The 21,134-nt window shown below is 69.6% G+C and carries 13 protein-coding genes; 10 read left to right on the plus strand and 3 right to left on the minus strand.

Annotated elements, in window-relative coordinates:
- Nucleotides 1-162: 162 nt before the first annotated feature.
- The 5 genes from ACTIGN_RS30325 to ACTIGN_RS30345 all read left to right on the plus strand — a co-directional run bounded on the left by ACTIGN_RS30325 (nt 163) and on the right by ACTIGN_RS30345 (nt 10,862).
- Nucleotides 163-1,353, plus strand: coding sequence for an ROK family transcriptional regulator (locus ACTIGN_RS30325; protein WP_439630990.1), 1,191 nt, complete (start codon nt 163-165; stop codon nt 1,351-1,353).
- Between the two features lie 128 nt (nt 1,354-1,481).
- Nucleotides 1,482-5,852 carry a PVC-type heme-binding CxxCH protein gene (locus tag ACTIGN_RS30330; protein ID WP_439630992.1) on the plus strand — a complete coding sequence of 1,457 codons (4,371 nt, stop codon included), beginning with the start codon at nt 1,482-1,484 and terminating at the stop codon, nt 5,850-5,852.
- Nucleotides 5,853-5,904: 52 nt separating this feature from the next.
- Nucleotides 5,905-8,493 (plus strand): PSD1 and planctomycete cytochrome C domain-containing protein, encoded by a 2,589-nt coding sequence (locus ACTIGN_RS30335; protein ID WP_439630994.1) that lies wholly within the window; start codon nt 5,905-5,907, stop codon nt 8,491-8,493.
- A gap of 10 nt (nt 8,494-8,503) precedes the next feature.
- Nucleotides 8,504-9,379 (plus strand): hypothetical protein, encoded by an 876-nt coding sequence (locus tag ACTIGN_RS30340; protein ID WP_439630996.1) that lies wholly within the window; start codon nt 8,504-8,506, stop codon nt 9,377-9,379.
- 7 nt (nt 9,380-9,386) lie between these two features.
- Nucleotides 9,387-10,862, plus strand: coding sequence for a DUF1501 domain-containing protein (locus ACTIGN_RS30345; RefSeq protein WP_439630997.1), 1,476 nt, complete (start codon nt 9,387-9,389; stop codon nt 10,860-10,862).
- 120 nt (nt 10,863-10,982) lie between these two features.
- Here the strand turns inward: ACTIGN_RS30345 and ACTIGN_RS30350 are convergent, their stop codons facing one another.
- Nucleotides 10,983-12,377, minus strand: coding sequence for a Gfo/Idh/MocA family protein (locus tag ACTIGN_RS30350; RefSeq protein WP_439630999.1), 1,395 nt, complete (start codon nt 12,375-12,377; stop codon nt 10,983-10,985).
- A gap of 177 nt (nt 12,378-12,554) precedes the next feature.
- Here ACTIGN_RS30350 and ACTIGN_RS30355 point away from each other — a divergent pair, with 177 nt between their 5' ends.
- The 3 genes from ACTIGN_RS30355 (at nt 12,555) to ACTIGN_RS30365 (ending at nt 15,583) form a co-directional block, all read left to right on the plus strand.
- Complete coding sequence (locus ACTIGN_RS30355; protein ID WP_439631001.1) at nt 12,555-13,442, plus strand: DUF4261 domain-containing protein; 888 nt, start codon at nt 12,555-12,557, stop codon at nt 13,440-13,442.
- Nucleotides 13,443-13,633: 191 nt separating this feature from the next.
- The gene (locus ACTIGN_RS30360; RefSeq protein ID WP_439631003.1) at nt 13,634-14,899 is read left to right on the plus strand and encodes a DUF3299 domain-containing protein; all 1,266 of its coding nucleotides are present in this window, start codon (nt 13,634-13,636) and stop codon (nt 14,897-14,899) included.
- 240 nt (nt 14,900-15,139) lie between these two features.
- A complete protein-coding gene (locus ACTIGN_RS30365) occupies nt 15,140-15,583 on the plus strand; it encodes a hypothetical protein (RefSeq protein WP_439631005.1) in 444 nt (147 codons plus the stop codon).
- A gap of 613 nt (nt 15,584-16,196) precedes the next feature.
- Here the strand turns inward: ACTIGN_RS30365 and ACTIGN_RS30370 are convergent.
- Nucleotides 16,197-17,285, minus strand: coding sequence for a hypothetical protein (locus ACTIGN_RS30370; protein ID WP_439631007.1), 1,089 nt, complete (start codon nt 17,283-17,285; stop codon nt 16,197-16,199).
- Between the two features lie 309 nt (nt 17,286-17,594).
- Between ACTIGN_RS30370 and ACTIGN_RS30375 the strand changes: the two genes are divergently transcribed.
- Complete coding sequence (locus ACTIGN_RS30375; protein ID WP_439631009.1) at nt 17,595-19,418, plus strand: HEAT repeat domain-containing protein; 1,824 nt, start codon at nt 17,595-17,597, stop codon at nt 19,416-19,418.
- 142 nt (nt 19,419-19,560) lie between these two features.
- Here ACTIGN_RS30375 and ACTIGN_RS30380 read toward each other — a convergent pair whose 3' ends face one another.
- Nucleotides 19,561-20,277 (minus strand): YHS domain-containing protein, encoded by a 717-nt coding sequence (locus tag ACTIGN_RS30380; protein WP_439631011.1) that lies wholly within the window; start codon nt 20,275-20,277, stop codon nt 19,561-19,563.
- A gap of 225 nt (nt 20,278-20,502) precedes the next feature.
- On the opposite strand from ACTIGN_RS30380, the gene ACTIGN_RS30385 reads away from it, so the two are divergent.
- Nucleotides 20,503-21,006: a four-helix bundle copper-binding protein gene (locus tag ACTIGN_RS30385; protein WP_439631013.1), complete on the plus strand. Its 504-nt coding sequence runs from the start codon at nt 20,503-20,505 to the stop codon at nt 21,004-21,006.
- The last annotated feature ends 128 nt before the right edge of the window (nt 21,007-21,134 follow it).

The following is a 21,134-nucleotide window of genomic DNA, read 5'->3' on the forward strand; positions in this document are numbered from 1 at the left end:
GAGCGCCAGCGAGGGGGTGGACGTCCACCCCCTCGCTGGCGCTCAGGGTTCGCCCGCTTATTGGCCAACTGAGCATGCACCTCCGCGATGCCGGAACAATTTCTAAGCAGCCTTTACTAAATCTGCTTTACAAACCGTCCCAGCGCGGTTAGTCTGGCCCTCATGTCTCCAACTGCGATGAAGACCAACGGCGCGGTCACGACCATTCGGCCCGCCGTTGTTGGGAAGCTGAACGAGCGGCAGGTGCTGCGACTGCTCCAGACCCGAGGGCCGCTCTCGCGCGCCGAGGTCGCCCGCGAGAGCGGGCTGAGCGCGCCGACCGTGTCGAAGGCCGTCGCGTCGCTGCTCCGGGCCGGGCTGCTCGAAGAGGCCGACGCACCCGAACTCGCCCGCGGCCGCCCCGCCCCGAAGCTGCGGCTCGCGACCTCCTCGACCCAGGTGTTCGGCATCGCGATCGACGTCGCGCACTGCGAGGTCGTCTCGGCCGGGCTCGACGGCGTGCTCCATGGCGAGCCGGTGAAGGTGGCGACGCCCGGGAACTACACCGAACTCATCGGCGTGCTCAGCGACGCGGTCCGCGGGCTCATGGCCCGGCCGGGGATGACGAACCTCGGGTGCGGGATCAGCCTGCCGGGGCTGGTGGACTCGCGGCACGCCCGCGGGGTGCTGTCGCCGAACATCCCGATGACGAACGGGCGGTCCCCCGCCGCCGACCTCGCGGCGAGCCTCGGCATCGAGTGTATGCTGCTGCAGGAGTCGCACGCCCTTTGCCTGGCCGAGCGGGGCTACGGGCTGGCCCGCGGGCTCGACGACTTCGCCGTGCTCGACGTGGGGGCCGGCGTCGGCCTCGGGCTGATGGTCAACGGCCGCATCCTGAAGGGGCACTCGGGGCTGGCCGGCGAGATCGGCCACGTCACGGTGGTCGCGAGCGGCGGCCGCAGGTGTGGGTGCGGGAACTTCGGGTGCCTCGAAACGGTGGCGAGCGACTCGGCGCTGGCGTACCACGCGGGCCGCAAACTCAACCGCTCGGTGAACCCCGACGAGGTGATCGAACTGGCCCGGTCCGGGGCCGTCGACCTGACCGCCGAGTTGGAGGAGGTCGCCGGCTACCTCGCGATCGGGGTCGCGGGGGTGGTGAACCTGTTCAACCCGCAGGTGGTGTTCGTCCACACCCCACTGTTCGACGTCGACCCGGGGCTCCTGGGCCGGGTGGTCGAGGGTGTGGGCCGGCGGGCGCTGCCGCCGTCGTTCGCCGGGTGCCGCATCCTGCGGGCCGAGGGGAGCAAGTGCCAGGGCGCGATCGCCGGCATCATCCAGCGCCTGACCGACGCAGTCGCGCCGGACGTGGTGTAACCGCCTGCGCGGAATATCGAAATCCGAAGTACGAAATTCGAAAGAAGCGGGTGAGCCGCCGGGCGGATTTCAACTTTCGGATTCCGTTCTTCGGATTTCGACTTTTGTTCATCGAAGGATTCATCCCCATGCGTGCCCTCCTCTCCCTGGTGTTGCTCGCGTTCGCGGGACCGGCGCTCGCCGCCGAGCCGCCGAAGCTCAACGTGCTGTTCCTCGGCGACGATGCCGGGCACAAGCCCGCCGAGCGGTTCAAGATCATCAAGCCGGTACTCGCCGCCCGCGGCATCGCGCTCACGTACACCGCCGACCCGAATGATCTGAACGCGAAGACCCTCGAAGCGTACGACGCGCTCGTGATCTACGCCAACCACACGAAGATCACCCCGGAGCAGGAGAAGGCGCTGCTCGACTACGCCGAGAGCGGCAAGGGGTTCGTGCCGCTGCACTCCGCGAGCTACTGCTTCCTCAACTCGCCGAAGTACGTCGAGTTGGTCGGCGCGCAGTTCCGCAGCCACGGCACCGGCACGTTCCGCACCGACAACGTGAAGCCCGATCACGCGATCATGAAGGGGTTCTCGGGGTTCGCGAGCTGGGACGAGACCTACGTTCACACCAAGCACAACGACAAGGACCGCACCGTTCTCGAAGTGCGAACCGACGGCGACCTGAAGGAGCCGTGGACGTGGGTTCGCACACCGAGTAAAGCCCGCGTCTTCTACACGGCCTGGGGCCACGACCACCGCACCTGGGAGCACCCGGGGTTCCAGAACCTCGTCGAGCGCGGCATCCGCTGGGCGTGCGGGCAGGACCCGCAGCTCGCCGGAACCTTCTTCGACAAGCCGGAGATGACCGCACCGCGGAAGGACGTGAAGCCGTTCGAGTACGCCGAGGCGAAGATCCCGTTCTACCCGCCCCGCGGCGCCAAGGCCGACCCGATCACCAAGATGCAGAAGCCGCTGTCCGTCGAAGAGAGCGTGAAGCACTTCGTGACGCCCAGGGACTTCGAGGTGAAGGTCTTCGTCACCGAGGACAAGCTCGGCGGCAAGCCGATCGCGATGAACTGGGACGAGCGCGGCCGGCTGTGGGTGTCGGTCACTGTTGACTACCCGAACGAGATGCAGCCCGAGGGCCAGGGCCGCGACAAGATCGTCGTGTGCGAGGACACCGACGGCGACGGCGCGTGCGACACCGTCACGACGTTCGCCGACAAGCTCAGTATCGCGACGAGCCTGCTGCCGTACGCCGGCGGCCTCATCGTCCACCAGGCCCCGCACACGCTATTCCTCAAGGACACCGACGGCGACGGCAAGGCTGATGTGCGGCAGGTGCTGTTCACCGGCTGGGCGACGAACGACACACACGCCGGGCCGAGCAACCTGCACTACGGGTTCGACAACTGGATCTACGGCGCGGTCGGCTACGCGGGCTTCAACGGCGTCGTCAACGACGAGAAGGTGAGCTTCCGCCAGGGGTTCTACCGGTTCAAGATCGAGTCCAAGGTAGGGCCGGCTGTGCCGGCCGGTGCAAAGCCAGATAACAACGAAGACGGCCGGCACAGCCGGCCCTACGTGACCAAACTCGAGTTCCTCCGCAGCACGAGCAACAACACCTGGGGGCTGTGCTTCAACGAGGCCGGGGAGTTGTTCGGGAGCACCGCGAACGGGTGCCCGATCGTCCACATGCCGATCCCGAACCGGTACTACGAGAAGGTGAAGGGGCTGACGCCGACGGTGCTCCAGAACATCGCGCCGGACAACCACATCGAGCCGATCACCGACAAGGTGCGGCAGGTGGACTGGCACGGCGGGTTCACGGCCGCGTCGAACATCTCGATCTACACGGCCCGCACCTACCCGAAGGAGTACTGGAACCGCACCGCGTTCATCTCGGAGCCGACCGGCCACCTGACCGCGGCGATGACGCTCCAGCCGAGCGGGGCCGACTACAAGGCCCGGTACGGGTGGAACCTGCTGGCGAGCGACGACGAGTGGAGTTCGCCGGTCGACGCGCAGGTCGGCCCGGACGGGCACATGTGGGTGATCGACTGGTACGCCTTCATCGTGCAGCACAACCCGACCCCCGCGGGGTTCAAGAACGGCAAGGGCAACGCCTTCGAGACCCCGGCCCGCGACAAGACGCACGGCCGCATCTACCGCGTCGTCTACACCAAGGCGGAGCCCGAACCGGCGTTCACGCTGAAGGACGCCACGCCCGAGAAGCTGGTCGAGACGCTGAAGCACCCGAACCTGACGTGGCGCTTGCACGCCCAGCGGTTGCTCGTCGCGGACGCCAAATCCCACAGCGTGGGGGCGCTCCTCAAACTCCTCGAAGACAAGACGGTGGACGAGCGCGGGGGCAACGCCGGGGCGCTGCACGCGCTCCGGACGCTGCACGCACTCGGCGCGCTCGACGGCACGAACGAAGACGCCTCGAAGGCCGTGGTCGCGGCGCTGTCGCACCCGGCGGCCGGCGTGCGTGCGGCGGCCCTCAGCGTCCTCCCGCGACAAGATAAGTGGGTCGTGGCGATTCCCGAGGCGGTGTTTACCGAGCCCGATCCGGCGGTGCGGCAGGCGGCGCTGCTGGCGCTCGCCGAACTGCCGCCGGGCGTGGGCGGGGCGTTTGCCCTGTCGCGGTTCCTGAAGCACGCCCGGGACGCCGAGACCGCCTCGCCGGCACTGCTGGCCGCCGTCGCCGTTCACCACCGTGCGGTTCTCGCCCTCGCACACGAACTGCCGGACCGTGCGGCCCTGCTCCCGGTCATCGAGTCGGCGGCGAGGTCGTTCGCAGGGAGCGGGGACCACACCGGGCTCGCGGAGGTGCTGGCCGGCGCGACAAAGAGCACGCCGCCCGTGGCCGAGCGAATCGTCACGGGCCTGGCCGCCGGGTGGCCGAGCGGCAGGACCGCAGCCTTGAACCCGGACGCTGCCGTCGGCCAACTCCTTGCCAAGCTCCCCGCGGCCTCGCGCGGCAAGCTCCTCAAGCTCGCATCCACCTGGGGCGTGAAGGGGCTCGACGCGCAGCTCGCGGAGATCACCAAGGCGGCGTTCGCGACGCTTGCCGACGCGAAGGCGACCGACGCTGATCGAGTCGCCGCAGCGCAGCAGGTCGTCGAGTTCCAACCGGACAGCGACGAGGCGGCCGCCAAGCTGCTTGCCGCGGTCGGTGAGAAAGCGTCGGCGGCACTCGCGACCGGAATCTTCGACGCACTTTCGGCATCTAAAGCTCAAGGGGTCGGTGCGGCGGTCGTCGCCAAGGTGAAGGACCTGCCGCCGGCCGCCCGGCCCGCGGCGCTGCGGCTCGTGCTGGCGAAGGCCGACTCCGCAAGAGCGTTCCTCGATGCGGTCGAGAAGGGGACGCTGCGGTTCGACCTGCTCGCACTCGACCAGCGCACCGCCCTCGCGAGCCACGCGAACAAGGAGCTGGCCGAGCGCGCGAAGAAGCTGCTCGCCCTCGGCGGCGGCCTGCCCAGCCCGGACCGGCAGAAGGTGATCGAGGAGCTGAAGCACCTGCTCGCGAAGAGCGGCGACGTGGCGAGCGGCAAGAAGGTGTTCACGCAGCACTGCGCGAAGTGCCACAAGTACGGCGGCGAGGGCACGCAGATCGGCCCGGACCTGACCGGGTTCGCCGTCCACCCGAAGGAAGAGCTGCTCATCCACATCATCGACCCGTCGCGGTCGGTGGAGGGCAACTTCAAGGCGTACCGCGTGCTGACCACCGACGACCGCACCATCATCGGCATCCTCGGCGCCCAGACGGGAACGTCGGTCGAAATCATTGATGGAGAGGCCAAGCGGCACGCGCTCTCCAAGGACGACATCGCGTCGCTCAAGGAGACGGACAAGTCGCTGATGCCGGAGGGCTTCGAAAAGGTGATGAAGCCCGAGGAGTTCGGCGACCTGCTCGAGTTCCTCACGCAGAAGGGGAAGTTCGTGCCGCTGCCCCTCGACAAGGTCGCGACCGTCATCAGCACCAAGGACATGTTCTTCGACGCCGGCGGCTCGGCCGAGAGGCTCGTCTTCCCGGACTGGAAGCCGAAGGTGTTCGAGGGCGTGCCGTTCGTGCTGGTCGATCCCGCGAAGGACACCGTGAAGAACGTGGTGATGCTCAACGGCCCGAACGGCGTCCTGCCGCCGAAGATGCCGAAGAGCGTGTCGCTGCCGTTCAACGGCAAGGCGAAGGCGATTCACCTGCTGAGCGGCGTCGGCGGGTGGAACACGCAGCGGGCGTCGAACACCGGTGCCGTGTCGATGGTCGTTCGCCTGACCTACGACGACGGCAAGACCGAGGACCACGACCTGAAGGACGGCGTCCACTTCGCGGACTACATCGGCCGGTTCGAAGTGCCCGGGTCGAAGTTCGCGTTCGCCCTCCGCTCGCAGCAGATCCGCTACCTCGCGGTGACGCCGAAGCGCGACGCCGCGCTGAAGTCGATCGAGTTCGTGAAGGGGACCGACCGCAGCGCCCCGATCGTGATGGCCGTGACCGTTGAGAGTCCGTGAGTCAGTTGCTACGCGACGAAACCCGAAGCTCCCGCCTTTGTGAGTTCCCGCCATGCGTTCGCAATTCCCACGCCTGTTCGCCGCTGTCGCGCTCGTCGGTGTCGTGCTCGCGCTGCTCCTGACCTCGGGGGGCTCACGCCCCCCGCTCGCCCAGGCGCAGGACAAGGAACAGCCGAAGTTCACCCCCGAGCAGGTCGCGTACTTCGACAAGTCGGTGCTCCCGGTCCTGAAGGAGCACTGTCTCAAGTGCCACGGCGACGACCCCAAGAAGCTCAAGGGCGGGCTCGACCTCCGCACCCGGCAGGCGGTCCTCGACGGCGGCGACACCGGCCCGGCGGTGAACAGCGCCAAGCCGGAGGAGAGCCTGTTCCTCCGGGCGATCCACTACAAGGACGACGAGCACCGGATGCCGCCCAAGAGCAAGCTCCCCGCGAAGGAGCTGGCGGTCCTCGACAAGTGGGTCAAGGACGGGTTGCCGGTGCCCGCCGACCGCATGGGCGTGGCGGCGAAGGTGGTGCCCAAGAGCGTCGTCACCGACGAGGCGAAGAAGTACTGGGCGTACCAGCCCGTGAAGCGCCCCGCGGTTCCGGTGGTCAAGGACCAGGCCTGGGTGAAGACGCCCGTTGATGCGTTCGTCGCCGCGAAGCTCGACGCGAAGGGGCTCCGGCCCGTGAAGCCGGCCGACCGGGCGGCGCTCGCCCGCCGCGCGTACTACGACCTCACCGGCCTCCCGCCGGCCCCCGAGGACCTCGACGCCTTCGTGAGCGACAAGGCCCCGGACGCGTGGGAGAAGCTGATCGACAGGCTCCTCGCGTCGCCGCACTACGGCGAGAAGTGGGGCCGGCACTGGCTCGACGTGGTGCGGTTCGCGGAGACCAACGGTTACGAGCGGGACGGCCCGAAGCCGTTCGCGTGGCGGTACCGCGACTACGTCATCAAGAGCTTCAACGCCGACAAGCCGTACTCGCAGTTCGTGACCGAGCAACTCGCCGGCGACGAGATCCCGGGCCACAACCCGGACGCGATCGTCGCCACCGGGTTCTACCGGCTCGGGATCTGGGACGACGAGCCCGCCGACCGGCAGCAGGCGCTGTTCGACGGGTTCGACGACCTCGTCACCACCGCCGGCCAGGGGTTCCTCGGCATGACGGTGAACTGCTCGCGGTGCCACGACCACAAGGTCGATCCGATCCCGCAGACCGACTACTACAAGTTCGTCGCGTTCTTCCGTGACATCCGCCCGTACTCCGACGACCGGGACGTGCGCTCGGCCGCGAACATGACCGACATCTCGCCGCCCGAGCAGCGGGCGAAGTACGAGGTCGAGTTGAAGAAGCGCGACGCGCGGCTCGCCGAGGTCCGCAAGGCGATGCACGCGATCGAGGACGAGGTCATCAAGACGCTGCCGGCGCCGGATCAGCGGGCGACGGAAGGCCCGGAGCGGCCGAAGGTGATCGCCCAGAAGGTCGTGCCCGCACTCGCCGGCAAGGCGAAGGAGGAGTACGCGGCGCTCAAGAAGGAGCGGGGCGAACTGGAGCGCAGGGCGACCCCACCGGGACAGGAACTGGCGCTGTCGGTCAACAACTGCTTCCCGCGGCCGCCGGCCACGCACCTGCTCGTCCGCGGGTCGCCGCACGCGCCGGGCAAGGAAGTGAAGCCCGGGTTCCCCGAGGTGCTGGGCGTGCCCGACCCGGAGATCGCCGACCCGCCCCGCGGCGCGAAGTCGAGCGGCCGCCGGACCGTGCTCGCGAACTGGATCGCCTCCAAGGACAACCCGCTCACCGCCCGCGTGTTCGTGAACCGCGTGTGGCAGTACCACTTCGGCCGCGGCATCGTTCCGAGCACGAACGACTTCGGCAAGCTCGGCGAACAGTCCACGCACCCGGAACTGCTCGACTGGCTCGCGAGCGAGTTCATGGAGCCGACGTGGGCACCCGCGAACGGCGCGGCCGGCACACCGTGGACCGTGAAGCGCCTCCACAAGCTCATCATGCTGTCGAGCGCGTACCAGTTGTCGTCCGCCGCCGATGCCGACAACCTGAAGACCGATCCGGCGAACAACCTGCTGTGGCGGTTCAACGCCCGGCGGCTCACCGGCGAGGAGGTCCGCGACTCGATCCTGGCCGTGAGCGGGTCGCTGAACCTGAAGCAGTTCGGTCCGAGCACCTACCCGAAGATCCCCAAGGAGGTGCTCGCGGGCCAGTCGGTCCCGGGCCAGGGCTGGCCGGCGTCGCCCCCCGACGAGGCGAACCGCCGCAGCGTGTACGCGCACGTCAAGCGCGCGCTCCGCGTGCCGATCCTCGTCGGCTTCGACCAGCCGGACCCGGACTCGAGTTGCCCGGTGCGGTACGTCACGACGGTGCCGACGCAATCCCTCGGGCTGCTCAACGGCGAGTTCGCGAACGAACAGGCGCTCGCGTTCGCCAGGCGGCTCCAGAAGGAACACCCCGGCGACGCGGCGGCGCAGGTCGCCCGTGCGGTGCGGCTGACGACCGGCCGCGTGCCGACCGCGGAGGAAGCGAAGAAGGACGCGGCGTTCGTCGCCTCCATGAAGGAGAAGCACAAGCTCGACGACCTCGCGGCGCTGGCCCGCTTCGCCCTGCTGTGCCTGAACGCGAACGAGTTCGTGTACCTGGACTGAGGGCGACGCGATGCGCCCGAAGTACGACGCGAGCAGCAAGTGGCTCATCGAGACGTTCGCCGCCGAGTTGTTGCGGCTCGCCGGGGTCGGGCCGGACGTGACGGTCCGCCCGGTCCCGAGTGAGCTTGTCCAATCGCGGCAACTGCCCGACGGGCTCATCGAGGTGACGTACCCGAACCGCCCGCGGCCGGTGCTCCACCTCATCGAGGTGAACACGTACTCGTACACGGCCACGGCGCTCGACCTGCTCGACGACGTGCTGCTGACGTACCTGAACCGCCGCATCGTGCCCGAAGTCGTCTCGCTGACCCTGGCCGATCGGGGGAACGTGAGGGTCGCCCCGAGCGCCCGGGTGACGAGCCCGCTCGGCAGCACCGAACTCGAAGGCCGGTGGCGCGTGGTGAACCTGTGGGAGCTGAACGCCCGCGACTTCCTGCCCCTGGCGTCGCCGGGGTTCGCCCCGTGGGTGCCGCTGATGAAGATCGACGGCCCGCCGGAGCCCGTGTTACAACAGTGTAAGGACGCGATCGACGCCGTGCCCGATCCCGTCCAGCGCGAGAACCTGCTCGGCGTCACGCAGATTCTGGGCGGCCTCCGGTTCGACGAGAGGCTACTCGCGGCACTGTTCCAACCGGAGGGGAAGATGATCGAGTCGCCGGTTCTTGAGAAGTGGTTCCGCCAGCGCGAGGCCGAGAAGGTGCGGAACTTGATCTTGAAGAAGCTCGAAGCACGCTTCGGCCCCACCCCCGCGGAAGTGGTAGCCGGCGTGCGTCTCGTCACGGACGAAGCTCGATTAGAGGCGCTGCTAGACGCCGCCTACGCCTCCCCCGCCCTCGATGACTTCCGCGCCGCCCTGACCCCGCCGCAATCACCCGCCACTCCCTGAGGCTCCCATGCACGATACCGCCGCCGACCAGTTCTGCCGCCGCACCCGCCGCGAGTTCCTCTGGGAGTCCGGGGCCGGGTTCGGCGCGCTCGGCCTCACCGGCCTGCTCGCCGGCGACCGCGTCCTCGCCGGCTCCGGGGCCGCGAGCGTCGAGGGCCGGGCCGTCACGAGGTTCTCGAACCCGATGGCCCCGAAGAAGCCGATGCTGCCGGCCAAGGCCAAGGCCGTCATCTTCCTGTTCATGTACGGCGGCCCGAGCCAGGTCGACACGTTCGACGAGAAGCCCGAACTCGCCAAGCTGGACGGGAAGACGATCACCGTCAAGACCTTCGGCCGCGGCGGGCACAAGAACACCGGCCGGGTCGTCGGGCCGAAGTACGCGTTCAAGAACTACGGCAAGTGCGGCAAGCGCGTCTCCGACCTGTTCCCGAACGTCGGCGAGTGCGTCGACGACATCGCGTTCCTGCACAGCATGTACGCCGAGAGCCCGATCCACGGCTCGGGGCTGCTCATGATGAACAGCGGGCGGCTCCTGAGCGGCAGCCCGTGCCTCGGGTCGTGGGTCACCTACGGCCTGGGTAGTGAGAACGAGAACCTGCCGGGGTTCTGCGTGATGCTTGACAACAGCGGCGGGCCGATCAACGGGCCGAAGAACTGGTCGAGCGGGTACATGCCGGCCGCGTACCAGGGGGTGCAGCTGCGGGCCGACAAGACCCCGATCCACGACCTCGCGCTGCCCGAGGGGACGACCCGGGCGCAGCAGCGCGACCTCCTCGACCGGCTCAAGGAGAAAAACGAGGAGCACATGGCCGCACGGGCCGACAACAGCGAACTCATGGCCCGCATCGCCAGCTACGAACTCGCGTTCAAGATGCAGGAGCACGCCCCCGAGGCGGTGGACTTCTCGAAGGAGACCGAGGAGACGAAGGCGCTGTACGGGATCGGCGAGGCCCGGACCGACGACTTCGGCCGCAAGTGCCTGCTCGCCCGGCGGCTCGTCGAGCGCGGCGTGCGGTTCATCCAGATCTACAGCGGCGGGAACCACAACGATCACAACTGGGACGCGCACGGCGACCTGGTGAAGAACCACAGTTTGCACGCCGGCAACACCGACAAGCCGATCGCGGGGCTCCTCAAGGACCTGAAGCGCCGCGGTCTGCTCGACAGCACGATCGTGATCTGGAGCGGCGAATTCGGCCGGCAGCCGACCGCCGAGTACGCGCAGGGCACGGGCCGCGACCACAACGCCTACGGGTTCACGTCGTGGCTCGCCGGGGGCGGCATCAAGGGCGGGATCAGCGTCGGGAAGACGGACGAGTTGGGGAACTTCGCGGTCGAGGACCGGTTCCACGTCAAGAACCTGCACGCCACCGTGCTCCAGCAGATGGGGCTCGACCCCAACAAGCTGAGCTACTTCTACGGCGGGCTCGACCAGAAGTTGGTGGGCGTCGAAGGTGCCGAGCCGATCAAGCAGCTGATCTGAGCGGGGTTCACCGCAGAGAACGCGGCGGGCGCAGAGAGAAGAAGGAGAGAGTTCGGATCGAACTCAACCGCCTTCACTCTGCGCCCGCCGCGTTCTCTGCGGTGAACACTCTTCGCGAGGTCAGCTCAGCTTCCAGCCGCCGCGGCGCTCGCGGGCCAGCATCTTGTTGGCCTCGGCGTCGTCGAACGTCGAGGTCTTCGGGTCCCACTTCAGCTTCTTCCCGGTCCGCAGGGCGATGGTGCCGATGTGGCACACGATCACCGAGCCCGCGCCCACGTCGACGCCGCAGATCGGGGTCTCGCGGGTCTTCACGCAGTCGAGGAAGTTGCCCATGTGGTTGTCGGGCCGGGTCGGGTACAGCTTCGGGTCGTCCTTGAGCGGCTCGAAGATGGCCTTGTCGGACGCGAGCAGGAGCCCGCGGCTGACGAAGATCTGGCCCTTGTCGCCGGTGACTAGGACGCCGTTCTCGCCGCCGGACACGCCGTCGATCGCCTTGCCCTCCTTGTTCTTCCGCTGCTCGCCCTTGGAGTCCACGAGACCCTTGGCGACGCTGCCGGCGCCGTGGCTCACCTCGAGCTTCTCGCCGCCCGCGTACGTGTACAGCACCTTGAACGTCGGGTGGCAGTTGAACCCGTCGAGCCCCTCGTGCGGCTTGGCGGACTCGACGTGCTCGACCGCGACCGGGCCGGACCCATCGGCGTTCAGCATCCACTGGGCGATGTCGATGTGGTGCGCGCCCCAGTCGGTCATCTTGCCGCCGCTGTACTCGTAGAACCACCGGAACTGGTAGTGGCAGTTCGTCTTCCCGTCGTTCTCGAACCGGTACGGCACCTTCGCGGTCGGCCCGAGCCACATGTCCCAGTCGAGTTCCTTGGGCGCTTCAACCTCCTTAATCGGGCCGCTGATCGGGTTGTCGCCGACGCGGGCCTCGACCGCGGTCACCTTGCCGATGCGGCCGGCCCGGACCAGCTCGGTCGCGAGGCGGAACTTGCCGCCCATCTCGGTCCGCTGCTGGCTGCCGGTCTGGAGGACGCGCTTGGTGTCCTTCACGGCCTGCTTGAGCGCGAGCGCCTCCTCGACGGTGAGCGTCAGCGGCTTCTCGCAGTACACGTCCTTGCCGGCCTTGAGCGCGGCGATGGCGATGATCGCGTGCCAGTGGTCGGGGGTGGCGACGATGACCGCGTCCACGTCCTTGCGGCCGATCAGCTCGCGGAAGTCCTTGTGCCCGGTGACGTCGAACTTGTCGTTCTTGTACTGCTTGACGGCGTGGTCCACGTGCCGCGAGTCGACGTCGCACACGCCGTTGAAGTTGACGTGCTTGTACTTCTTGGCCTCGCCGTACAGGGCGTTCGACCGGCGGGGGCCGGGGCCGACGCCGATGACGCCGACGTTGAGCTTCTCGCTCGCGCCGGTGGCCTTGTTCTTCTCCTCGGCCCGCACGGCGTTGGCGAACACTTCCTCGGCGTACCACGCCGGGAGCCCGGCGGCGGTGAGGGCCGCGACCGACCGGGACATGAAGCCACGGCGAGAGAGGTTTCCGCGATTCAACATGACAGCTAGACCCTTTCCAGAGTGACGCGAGACAGGTTATGTGGGGTGTCGCGCGGGATGTATGATAAACGATGCCGGGCCGGATCGCGAAACGGAAACTCGACCGATCCGCGGCCCTCCCCCGCGATTCTCGGAGCGCGAATGGACTTCAAGGACCGGTACTTCGGCCGCGGAACGCCGGCCCCGGGCGGCCCGCCGGTGGCGAACCCCCGGCTCGCGGACCCGCCCGGGTTCATCCTGCTGTTCTCGGAGGTGCCCGCGGTCGACACCGCCCACCTCGCGGCCGTGCTCCGCGACTACCACGCCGAACTCGCGGGGGTGGCGGTCGAGTTCGAGCGGGACGGGCGGAACGCCCTCGGGCTGATCGGCTGGGGCCGGCACGTCGTGAAGGTCGCCGTGTTCGAGACGCCGGCCCCGCAGGAGGTGGTGCAGACGTGCGTGGCACCGGCGCACTACGACCCGGCCACGAAGCAGGAGGCGGCCCGGCACGCGGCGCACGCGCTGCTCTTCTACGCCGGGACCGAGCCCGACCCGCACGAGCAGCACGTCGCGCTGGCGACCGCGGCCGCGGGGCTGACGCACTTCGGGGGCGTGGTGGTGATGAACGAGCGGGGGCAGACGTCGATCCCGGCGCTGGCGCTGCTCCCGCACGCCGAGGACAACGGCGACACGCTCCGCACCCTCCGCACGTTCCCGCTCCCGCTCCTGTACGCGGGGTTCGTGAAGATGGAGGTCGAGGGCGACCCGGGCGTGTGGATGCGGACGTGCGGGTGCGGGGCGCTCAAGCTCCCGGACCTCGCGATCCGGGCCGACGCGCACGCCCAGGGGACCGCGACGTTCAACCTGTTCGCGAACCTGCTGGCCCACCTCCGCGAGACCGGCACGGCGTTTCAGCCTGGCGACACGCTCAACGTCGGCGAGGGGATGTTCCTCCGGCTCCGCGAGCGCGCCCCGGACGAGTGGTTCCTCGAGAGCGACGGCACGATGCTTGTCATGGAGCGGCTCGCGCCCGAGGAGGTGCCGACGTGAACAGACTGCCGCACGCGCTGAGAGTGGCTCTGTCTTGCCCTCCCCCCAGGTGGGGGAGGGTGGCGAGTCTTCGAGCCGGGTGGGGGGGGGAGCCTCAACATCTTGGTAGGCTTTCCCCCCCACCCGCCGCTCGCAAAGCCTCGCGGCGGCCTCCCCTACAAGGGGGGAGGTTCGAACTCATCGCAGTCGCGGTGGTTCTCCTCGCCCTTCTCCCGACCCCCGCCTGCGCCGGGCTGCACTACTCGGGGGAGCAGTTCGCCGAACTCCCGAGCCGGTTCAGCGGGTTCCTCGTCGACCACCGGTCGCTCCGCACGGCCGCCGTCGAGCGGCCCGGGGACCTTCCGCCGTCGCCGCTCCGCGACGACTACCTCACCGCCGCGGCCCGTCTCGAAAAGCTCAGGAGGGACCGGCCGCTCACCCCCGACGAGGCCGCCGACCTCGGGGCGCTGCTCGTGAGGTTGGGGAAGATCGACGCGGCGGTCGCCGTGCTGTCGCCCGCGGCGCGGAAGAACCCGGAGCACTTCCGGCTCGCCGCGAACCTCGGGACCGCGTTCCAACAGGCCGGCGACCTCGACCGCGCCGCGGACCAACTCGAAGAGGCCGTGCGGCTCGCACCGGCGAAGTGGCGCGACGCCGAGACGTGGCACCTCAAGCTCGTGCGCCTGCGTGCGAAGGAGGGCCGCGCCGCGAACAACCCCGCGGCCGTCGATGACCTGTTCGGCGTCGCGTTCGCCGGCACCCCGGGCACGCTCGCCGAGGCCGAGCGCAAGAAGCTCCCCGGCGATGCGCTCGCGGTCGTGCAGCAGCTCGCGCTGTGGCTCCCGGCCGATGCCCGCCTGCTGTGGCAACTCGGTGAACTCGCCAACGCCCTCGGCGACGTCCGCACCGCGGCCGCGATCCTCGACGGGTGCGTGACCGAGTTCGCGCTCGGGGCCGCCGCTGTTCGCGCCCACCGCCGCTTGTACCGCGCCGCGGCCGACGAACTCGCGAAGAAGCCCGACCACGAATTACACAAGGTCGCCCTGAAAGTGAAGTCGCCGCGGCCGCTGGTGAAGGCGTTCGACGAAGCCGTGCTGCCGGCGGTGCGGGCCGACGCGGTCAACGCGCTCCCGTGGCCGGTCCTGACCGCGACGACGACCGACGCGAAGGGCCGCCCGGTGTTCCTGAAGTACCTCGAACAGCTCGACGGCAAAACGGTCACGGTCAACGGCTTCATGCAACCGCTCCGCGACGAACTGGCGGTGACGAACTTCATGCTGCTGGAGTACCCGGTCGGGTGCTGGTTCTGCGAGACGCCGGAGCCGGCCGGGCTGGTGAGCGTCGAGTTGAAGGCGGGCAAGGCGTCGGAGTTCAAGAAGGGGCTGGTTAAGGTGACCGGCACGCTGACGCTCAACCGCACCGACCCCGAGGCGTACCTGTTCACGCTCACCGACGCCCGCGTCGGCGAAGCGGACTGATGCATTCCGTCTGGTGGGGCAGACATTCCTGTCTGCCTCCAACCGCGTCTGGAGGCAGACAGGAATGTCTGCCCCACCAAAACACGAACGTCACACCCACTCGTAGCCCGCCTGGTCGGGGATAAACTCCAGCACCGGGCACAACAGCCCGTAGTCGCCCACAGCAGTCCCCACACGGCCGGCCGCAGGTCGCTGGTGAGGCCGTAGCCGTTCGCCCGCCACCACGCGCCCAGTTCGTCGATGCCCGTCGAAACGTACTGCCTCCCGAACCGGCGCTCGGCCGGGACGGGCGGCAGCCCCCGCGACTCGAACAGCTCGTTCAACCGCGCCGCCCCGACCGTCCCGTTCGACCACCCCGGAGCGAAGAACACCGGGTCCATGATCGCGTGGACCGCCCGGTTCGCCGCGTTACGGCGGTCGTCGGTCTCAGCGGGGTCGGCGAACACCACGAGCGGGATGAGACACACGGGTTCCTCGCACTGCACCCACTCGCGGTTCTGGATGAAGTGCCCGGCCCGGAACACCACCCGCAGGGGCGACGCCGTGGGCACGGTGGTCCCCTCCACCGGCACCTCCGCGATCTCGTACAGGAACGAGGGGTCCGCGGGGCCGTCCTGGCTCGGCTCTGGGCCGAACGGGTCGGCGCTCCGCTCGTCGCGGTACCGGAGGTCGCCTTCCTCGTAGTCCGGCGCGGCGGCAAACCGTTCCGCCTCCAGGCGGTCGCGCTCGGTTTCGAGCCGGGCGCGGTCGAAGCTCAGCATCACGGGTTCGCCGCCCTCGGGCAGCACCCGCATCCGGCCGGTCCACCGCGACTGCACCCCGCCGCCGGGGAGGTGGTCCCACACCTGCTCCGCGACGACCGCGTTTCGCAGCAGCACGAACGCCCGCGGGCCGGGCGTCACCTCGCGCACGGCGAAGAACCGCAACCCCGGCAGCACGCCCCACACCGTTGCGGCGAACTCGGGGCCGTAGCCGCGGACGAGTTCCCACCACGCGGCCCAGTCGCGGCGGCCGTCGGCTTCGGGCGGGGCCGGCAGGTCGTGGTCGCCGACCCAGTCCGCGAACACCGGCTCGGGCAGCGCCGTGCGGTCGGCCCACACGAACCCGCACTTGAACGGGTTCACCACTCCCCGGGCGGCCTGCTCGCGGCGTGCGGCGTCCTCCTCGGCCTCGGCCCGCGACCCGAACGTCGCAACGGCGCGAGCGCCGGCCATCCGCATCCACACGCCGGGGTGCCGGTGCCAGTTCAACCGCACGACGTCGAACCGCGGGGCGCTCATTGCGACGCCTCGAAGGATCACTGTTCGAAGTGGACCGGTACGACGGTGTAGAAGATAACGCGAAGTTGGTCCCAGAGTTCATCCCGCTCAGCTTTTGGCAGCGACATGACATGCTCGCCCCACCAGCGCTCCCAGTCATCCGCAGTAGGTGTCGGATGTCCAACCAAGCGGCAGCTCTCCACGATCTCCCGTGAGAGTAAACGGTCATCCCCCCAGGCAATTCGCGTCGACACCCGTTCCGGGATGTTCGCGAGGCGAAACGGATTGAACTGGGACCGAGCGTCGGCTTCAAGTTGTTGGGCGAACTGTTCGGCTCGGTCGTCATCAACGAACGCCCTGATCGGCACCCCACACCCCTCCCCACTCGGGTGAAACCCTTCCGGGCCGTGGACGTAATCCGATCGCATGACGAGACAGACGTCGCTCTCGCGGTATCGGTGAGGGTAGCCGTAACGGAGCAGATACCGCTTCGGTCCACGGGCTTCGTCGAACGGGATCGACACCACTTCGCTGAACGACGCCCGCGGGAGCCGCAAGAGGCGCGTCGAGCCGGGAGCGAACGGGTCGGGGACGTGGCTCGGGCGGCAGTCCGCGAACGGTGCGGCGTCCACGGCGTGCTGACCGGCCAGCGTGATGCGCCGCTGGGTCGCGCGCCCGCGGGCGATCTCGCCTGCGCGCTTCAGGTGGCGGCACGCGCGGATCAGATCGCCGCCGTCGCGTTCGGCGACGTGAACGCCGTCGCGCTCCTCCCAGGTCACGTCCACGACGACGTGGACCTGCGGGCCGTCGGGATCCTCACTGACTTCGAAGAAGCGGACCTTGTCGGCGGCCTGCCACACGCGGGCGTGCTGTTCGTCGGGCAGCGAAGTGCGGGTCGCGGTCCACCAGTCGGCCCAGGGCACGCCGGCGGCGGGCGGTTCGACGCCGGCGTCCATCAGGAAGTCGCGGAGGATCGGGTCGGGCAGACTCGTTACGGCCGACAGCGGGCCGCACTCGAACGGGTTCATCCGCTGGCGAACGGCCGCCTCGCGGAGGGTGCGGTCGGCCTCGGCGGCGTCGAACGACTCGAAGCCGGCGACCTCGGCCCCCGGCCCCGGGAAGCACACCCACCCGCGGGGCGTGTGCTCGTTCCCCGGTGCCCACCGCCAGTTCCGCCGCCGGACCACGAAGCGACTCGCCGACATCGGACCCTCGGATTCACACGGTTGGAGCGTTTCCCAACCAGTGTAACCCAAACCTGGAGCGGCGGGGGCGCAACGAATCCGGCGGGTTCTCGCCGTGCCGTTTGACCCAGGTGGAATCCTCCGTTACAGTTAGATGGACCCGTGACACCGGAAGTTCTGCCCCGCCCACACTTCCGTCGTGCGGACACTCCCGGCCACTCGCGCCGGGCGTTGCGAACCGGGCAGGTGAACATGCGTTCGATCAGTCGTTCCCGACCGCAGAGCATCGGGGTTCTGAACTACGCGCTCAGCTACCTGTTGCTGCTGCTGCCCGCCGGCCTGCTGGCCGTTCTGGCCGCGCGCACCGAGTCGCCGGCCGTGACCGTTGCCGTCGGCGTCCTGTTGCTGCTGTCACTGGGGCTGGCCCGGTCGCACCCGGTGTGGCACCCGCCGACCAGCGGCACGGTCGTCGTCCTGTACCTGATCGGGGCCATCGCGGCCTGGGCCGCGTTCCCGCGGTCCGACGACTGGGTGCCGTTCCTCGTGCAGGGGGCGCTGCTCCTCGTGGCCGTCGCCCTCTACGGGTACCACGACCTGGTCCGCACCGGGACCGAGCCGCTCCGCCGGGCGAACAAGTGGAGCCGGCGGATCGCGGCCCGCCGGGGGTGGCCGCCGGACCTGGCCGAGTGCCGCACCGTCCCCGAGGCGGTCGCCCTGCGGGCGGCGATGCGGACCGAGCCGGCCCCGGCGCTGTCGCTCCTCGCCGACAAGCGGCCGCAGGTGCAGGCCGCGGCGCTGGGGGCGCTGGAGCACCACACGCACTGGCGGCCGGGCGAGGCCGAGATGGTGGTCCGGCACGCGCAGAGGGCGCAGGAACCGGCCGTCCGCGCCGCCGCGGTGTTCGCGCTCGCGGGGGTCGACACGGCCGACCTGATCGCCGAACTGGCGGCGTTCCTCCGCGACCCGGCGGTTGACGTGCGGCTGGCCGCGGCCGAGGCGCTGATGTGGAACGCCGAGGCCCGGTGGCCGTTCGCCCGGGAGGCGGTCAAGGAGGCGCTGGCCGACCCGAAGCTGGCCAACGACGGCCCGATGTTCTCCACCGCGGGCCGGCTCCCCGGGGCCGCCGTCGCCGACCTGATCTCGTGGTCGGCCGAGCAGCCCCCGCTCGCCAAGCGGGCCATCCTCACCGTCGTCGAGCACTTCAACGGCGACCTGCTCAACGCCGAGCGGCCGGAGCTGGCGAACGAACTGTCCACGATGATGCTCGACACCGAGATGCCGCCGGCCCTGCGGGTCGAACTCGCCGGCCTGCTCCGCGACCACCACATGCTGACGCCGGACCTGCTCGACCGGCTCACGAACCTGAACCAGCCGGCCCCGATGCGGTTGTTCGCGGCCGAGCTGATGCTGCGGCTCAACCCGAGCGACCCGGACGGCGTGGACGTGCTCCGCGGCCTGGCCCGGCAGCCGAACCGCGAACTGGCGCTGCACGTCGCCGCGGTGCTCCAGAACACCCTGGGCATGGAACTCGGGCTCCCGGCCGGCGAGGTCCAGCCGCAGAGCAAGACCGCCGCCGACGTGGCCCGGCGGGTGCTGGCCTGGGCCAACGGCGGCTCCGCGGACCCGCTGCGCCCGACCCCCGGCCCGCGGCCTGGCCTGAAGCCCGGGAGCCGCCCGCGGGCACAGGGGCTCGGCGCCCGCCCGCCGTTCGGCCCGGTCCCCACGCCCCCCGCCGGTCGCCCGCGGCCCAGCCCGCTCGACGAGTCGATGCTCCCGCCCCCCGACATGTCCGCGTTCGGTGGGCGCAACGACCTCCGCGACCAGCCGCCCCCCCCCGGCCCGCTCGACGAGTCCATGCTCGCGCCGCCGCCGCCGCGGAGCCCGCTCGACGATTCCATGCTGTTGGAGGGGGAGGCGCTCGCGGAAGAGGAGGAAACGGAAAACCTGCTCAGCCCCCCGCCGGCCGCGTACAACCCGCTCGACGAGTCGATGCTGGCCCCGGACAACCCGCCGCCGGTGCCGCCGCTCAAGCCGCCCAAGCCGTTCAAGCGGCCTGGGCCGGGCTCGGTGTTCTGACGCGGTCTTGATGTGAGCGGAGCGCCGCCCTCCCGGTGCCCTGGCAGGCCAGCGGCCCGCACCAGGACCACGAGACCGATCGAAACGAAACGGCCCACCCATTCCCGGGTGGGCCGCTCGCGTTCACGACCGCGTTACGGCGTCACTTCGCGTACTTCTTCGGGTTGGCGTTGAACTCGTCGCGGCACCCGGTGCAGCACACGTAGTACGTCTTCCCGTTGTAGCTCACGGCCATGTTCGCCGCGCCGCCGGAGACGATGCACTCGGGCTTCTTCGCGCCGCCGGCGAACGACTCACCGTCCTTGTTGCCGTTCATCGCGAACACGTTGCTGGCGAGCCCCTTGCCGCCCTCCTTCTTCTCGTACTTCACCTGGAACCGGATGCCCTCGGCGAGGGTGCCGAGCGTCAGCAGGTACAGGTCGCCGGTCTTGGCGTCCTTCCGCTCCAGCTTCAGCCCGCCGGCCGGCGGGACGGTGCCCTCGAACACTTCTTCCTTCTTGTCCGCCGTGTTGAGCGTCAGCAGGTACTTCTTCTTGGCCGGGTCGTACTTCAGCACGCCGCCGGTGAAGTGCTTGCCCTTGCCCTCGCCGAAGTCCACGGTGATGCTCGGCTCGCCCTTGAAGTTCCAGCCCCAGGTGACCTTCTCCTTCCACGCGACGGTCTTGGCCCCGTCCTTCTGGGTGCCCTCGAGGTTCCACAGACCGATGAACTCCTGGACCTCGCCGAGCGCCTTCTTGACCTTGGCCTCGTCCTCGGGCTTGAGCTTCGGCGCGTCCTTGGCGTCCTGGGCGGTCACCGCGCCGGCCAGCCCGATCATTCCGACGGCGAGTGCCGCCAGTGCCGTCATCCGCAAGAGCATGGGAGCATTCTCCAAGTGGGGAGCGTGTCGTCGCGACACGTGTTGGACGCCGCACGGGGGAGCGGGGTTCCGGGTTCCGATTCCATTACCCTAAGCGAGAACCGCGGCCGCCGCCACCGCCGACCGGTCGTTTCGCCCGAACGCCCCCGGCACCGCAGGGCACGACGTTTGCTCAAATGTTCCCCTACCACCCGCGGCGCGTCGCGGGGGCCAGGGGATTTGACCATGATCCGAACAGCAATGTGCGTGGTGGCGCTGGCGTGCGGCGGGCTCCTCGCGGCCCGGGCCGAGCCGGCCCAGCCCCCGATCCCGAACCCCACCCCGGCCGCCTCGGCCGCGAAGGGGAACGTCGACCCGAAGATGCCGATGTTCCTCCACTGCGCGAAGGCGTGCGACGACTGCGCCCGCATCTGCGACACGTGTTCCGCACACTGCGCGAAGCTGGTCGCCGACGGGAAGAAGGAGCACCTCGCCACGCTCCGGACGTGCCAGGACTGCGCCGACGCGTGCTCGGCGACGGCCCGGGTCGCCGCCCGCGACGGCCCGATGACCGACCTGATGGCGGCCGCGTGCGCCGACGTGTGCAAGCGGTGCGGCGACGCCTGCGAGAAGCACGCCACCGACTCGATGATGAAGCAGTGCGCCGACGAGTGCCGGCGGTGCGAGAAGGTTTGCCGCGGCATGGGCAAGCCGCCGGCCTCGGGCGGGACCGGGGACGACGGGAAGTAGGAACCGGGCCGCGGCCGACGCCGCGCGGCGGGGGGCTCACGCCCCCCGTTCGCGTTCACGGTCGCGCCTCGGCGTAGCACGCTGAACGGTCCCGGCCTGCGGGTAACTCGCACGGCCGCCAGGAACCG

This window comes from Gemmata sp. (assembly GCF_051859125.1).
GTDB lineage: Bacteria > Planctomycetota > Planctomycetia > Gemmatales > Gemmataceae > Gemmata.

Bases quoted from the DNA above. Each gene is read 5' to 3' on its own strand.
- ACTIGN_RS30385 (WP_439631013.1), top strand. From the start codon at position 20,503: ATGATCCGAACAGCAATGTGCGTGGTGGCGCTGGCGTGCGGCGGGCTC.
- ACTIGN_RS30340 (WP_439630996.1), top strand. From the start codon at position 8,504: ATGCGCCCGAAGTACGACGCGAGCAGCAAGTGGCTCATCGAGACGTTC.
- ACTIGN_RS30365 (WP_439631005.1), top strand. From the start codon at position 15,140: ATGCCCGTCGAAACGTACTGCCTCCCGAACCGGCGCTCGGCCGGGACG.
- ACTIGN_RS30345 (WP_439630997.1), top strand. From the start codon at position 9,387: ATGCACGATACCGCCGCCGACCAGTTCTGCCGCCGCACCCGCCGCGAG.
- ACTIGN_RS30375 (WP_439631009.1), top strand. From the start codon at position 17,595: ATGCGTTCGATCAGTCGTTCCCGACCGCAGAGCATCGGGGTTCTGAAC.
- ACTIGN_RS30355 (WP_439631001.1), top strand. From the start codon at position 12,555: ATGGACTTCAAGGACCGGTACTTCGGCCGCGGAACGCCGGCCCCGGGC.
- ACTIGN_RS30330 (WP_439630992.1), top strand. From the start codon at position 1,482: ATGCGTGCCCTCCTCTCCCTGGTGTTGCTCGCGTTCGCGGGACCGGCG.
- ACTIGN_RS30325 (WP_439630990.1), top strand. From the start codon at position 163: ATGTCTCCAACTGCGATGAAGACCAACGGCGCGGTCACGACCATTCGG.
- ACTIGN_RS30350 (WP_439630999.1), bottom strand. From the start codon at position 12,377: ATGTCCCGGTCGGTCGCGGCCCTCACCGCCGCCGGGCTCCCGGCGTGG.
- ACTIGN_RS30335 (WP_439630994.1), top strand. From the start codon at position 5,905: ATGCGTTCGCAATTCCCACGCCTGTTCGCCGCTGTCGCGCTCGTCGGT.
- ACTIGN_RS30380 (WP_439631011.1), bottom strand. From the start codon at position 20,277: ATGCTCTTGCGGATGACGGCACTGGCGGCACTCGCCGTCGGAATGATC.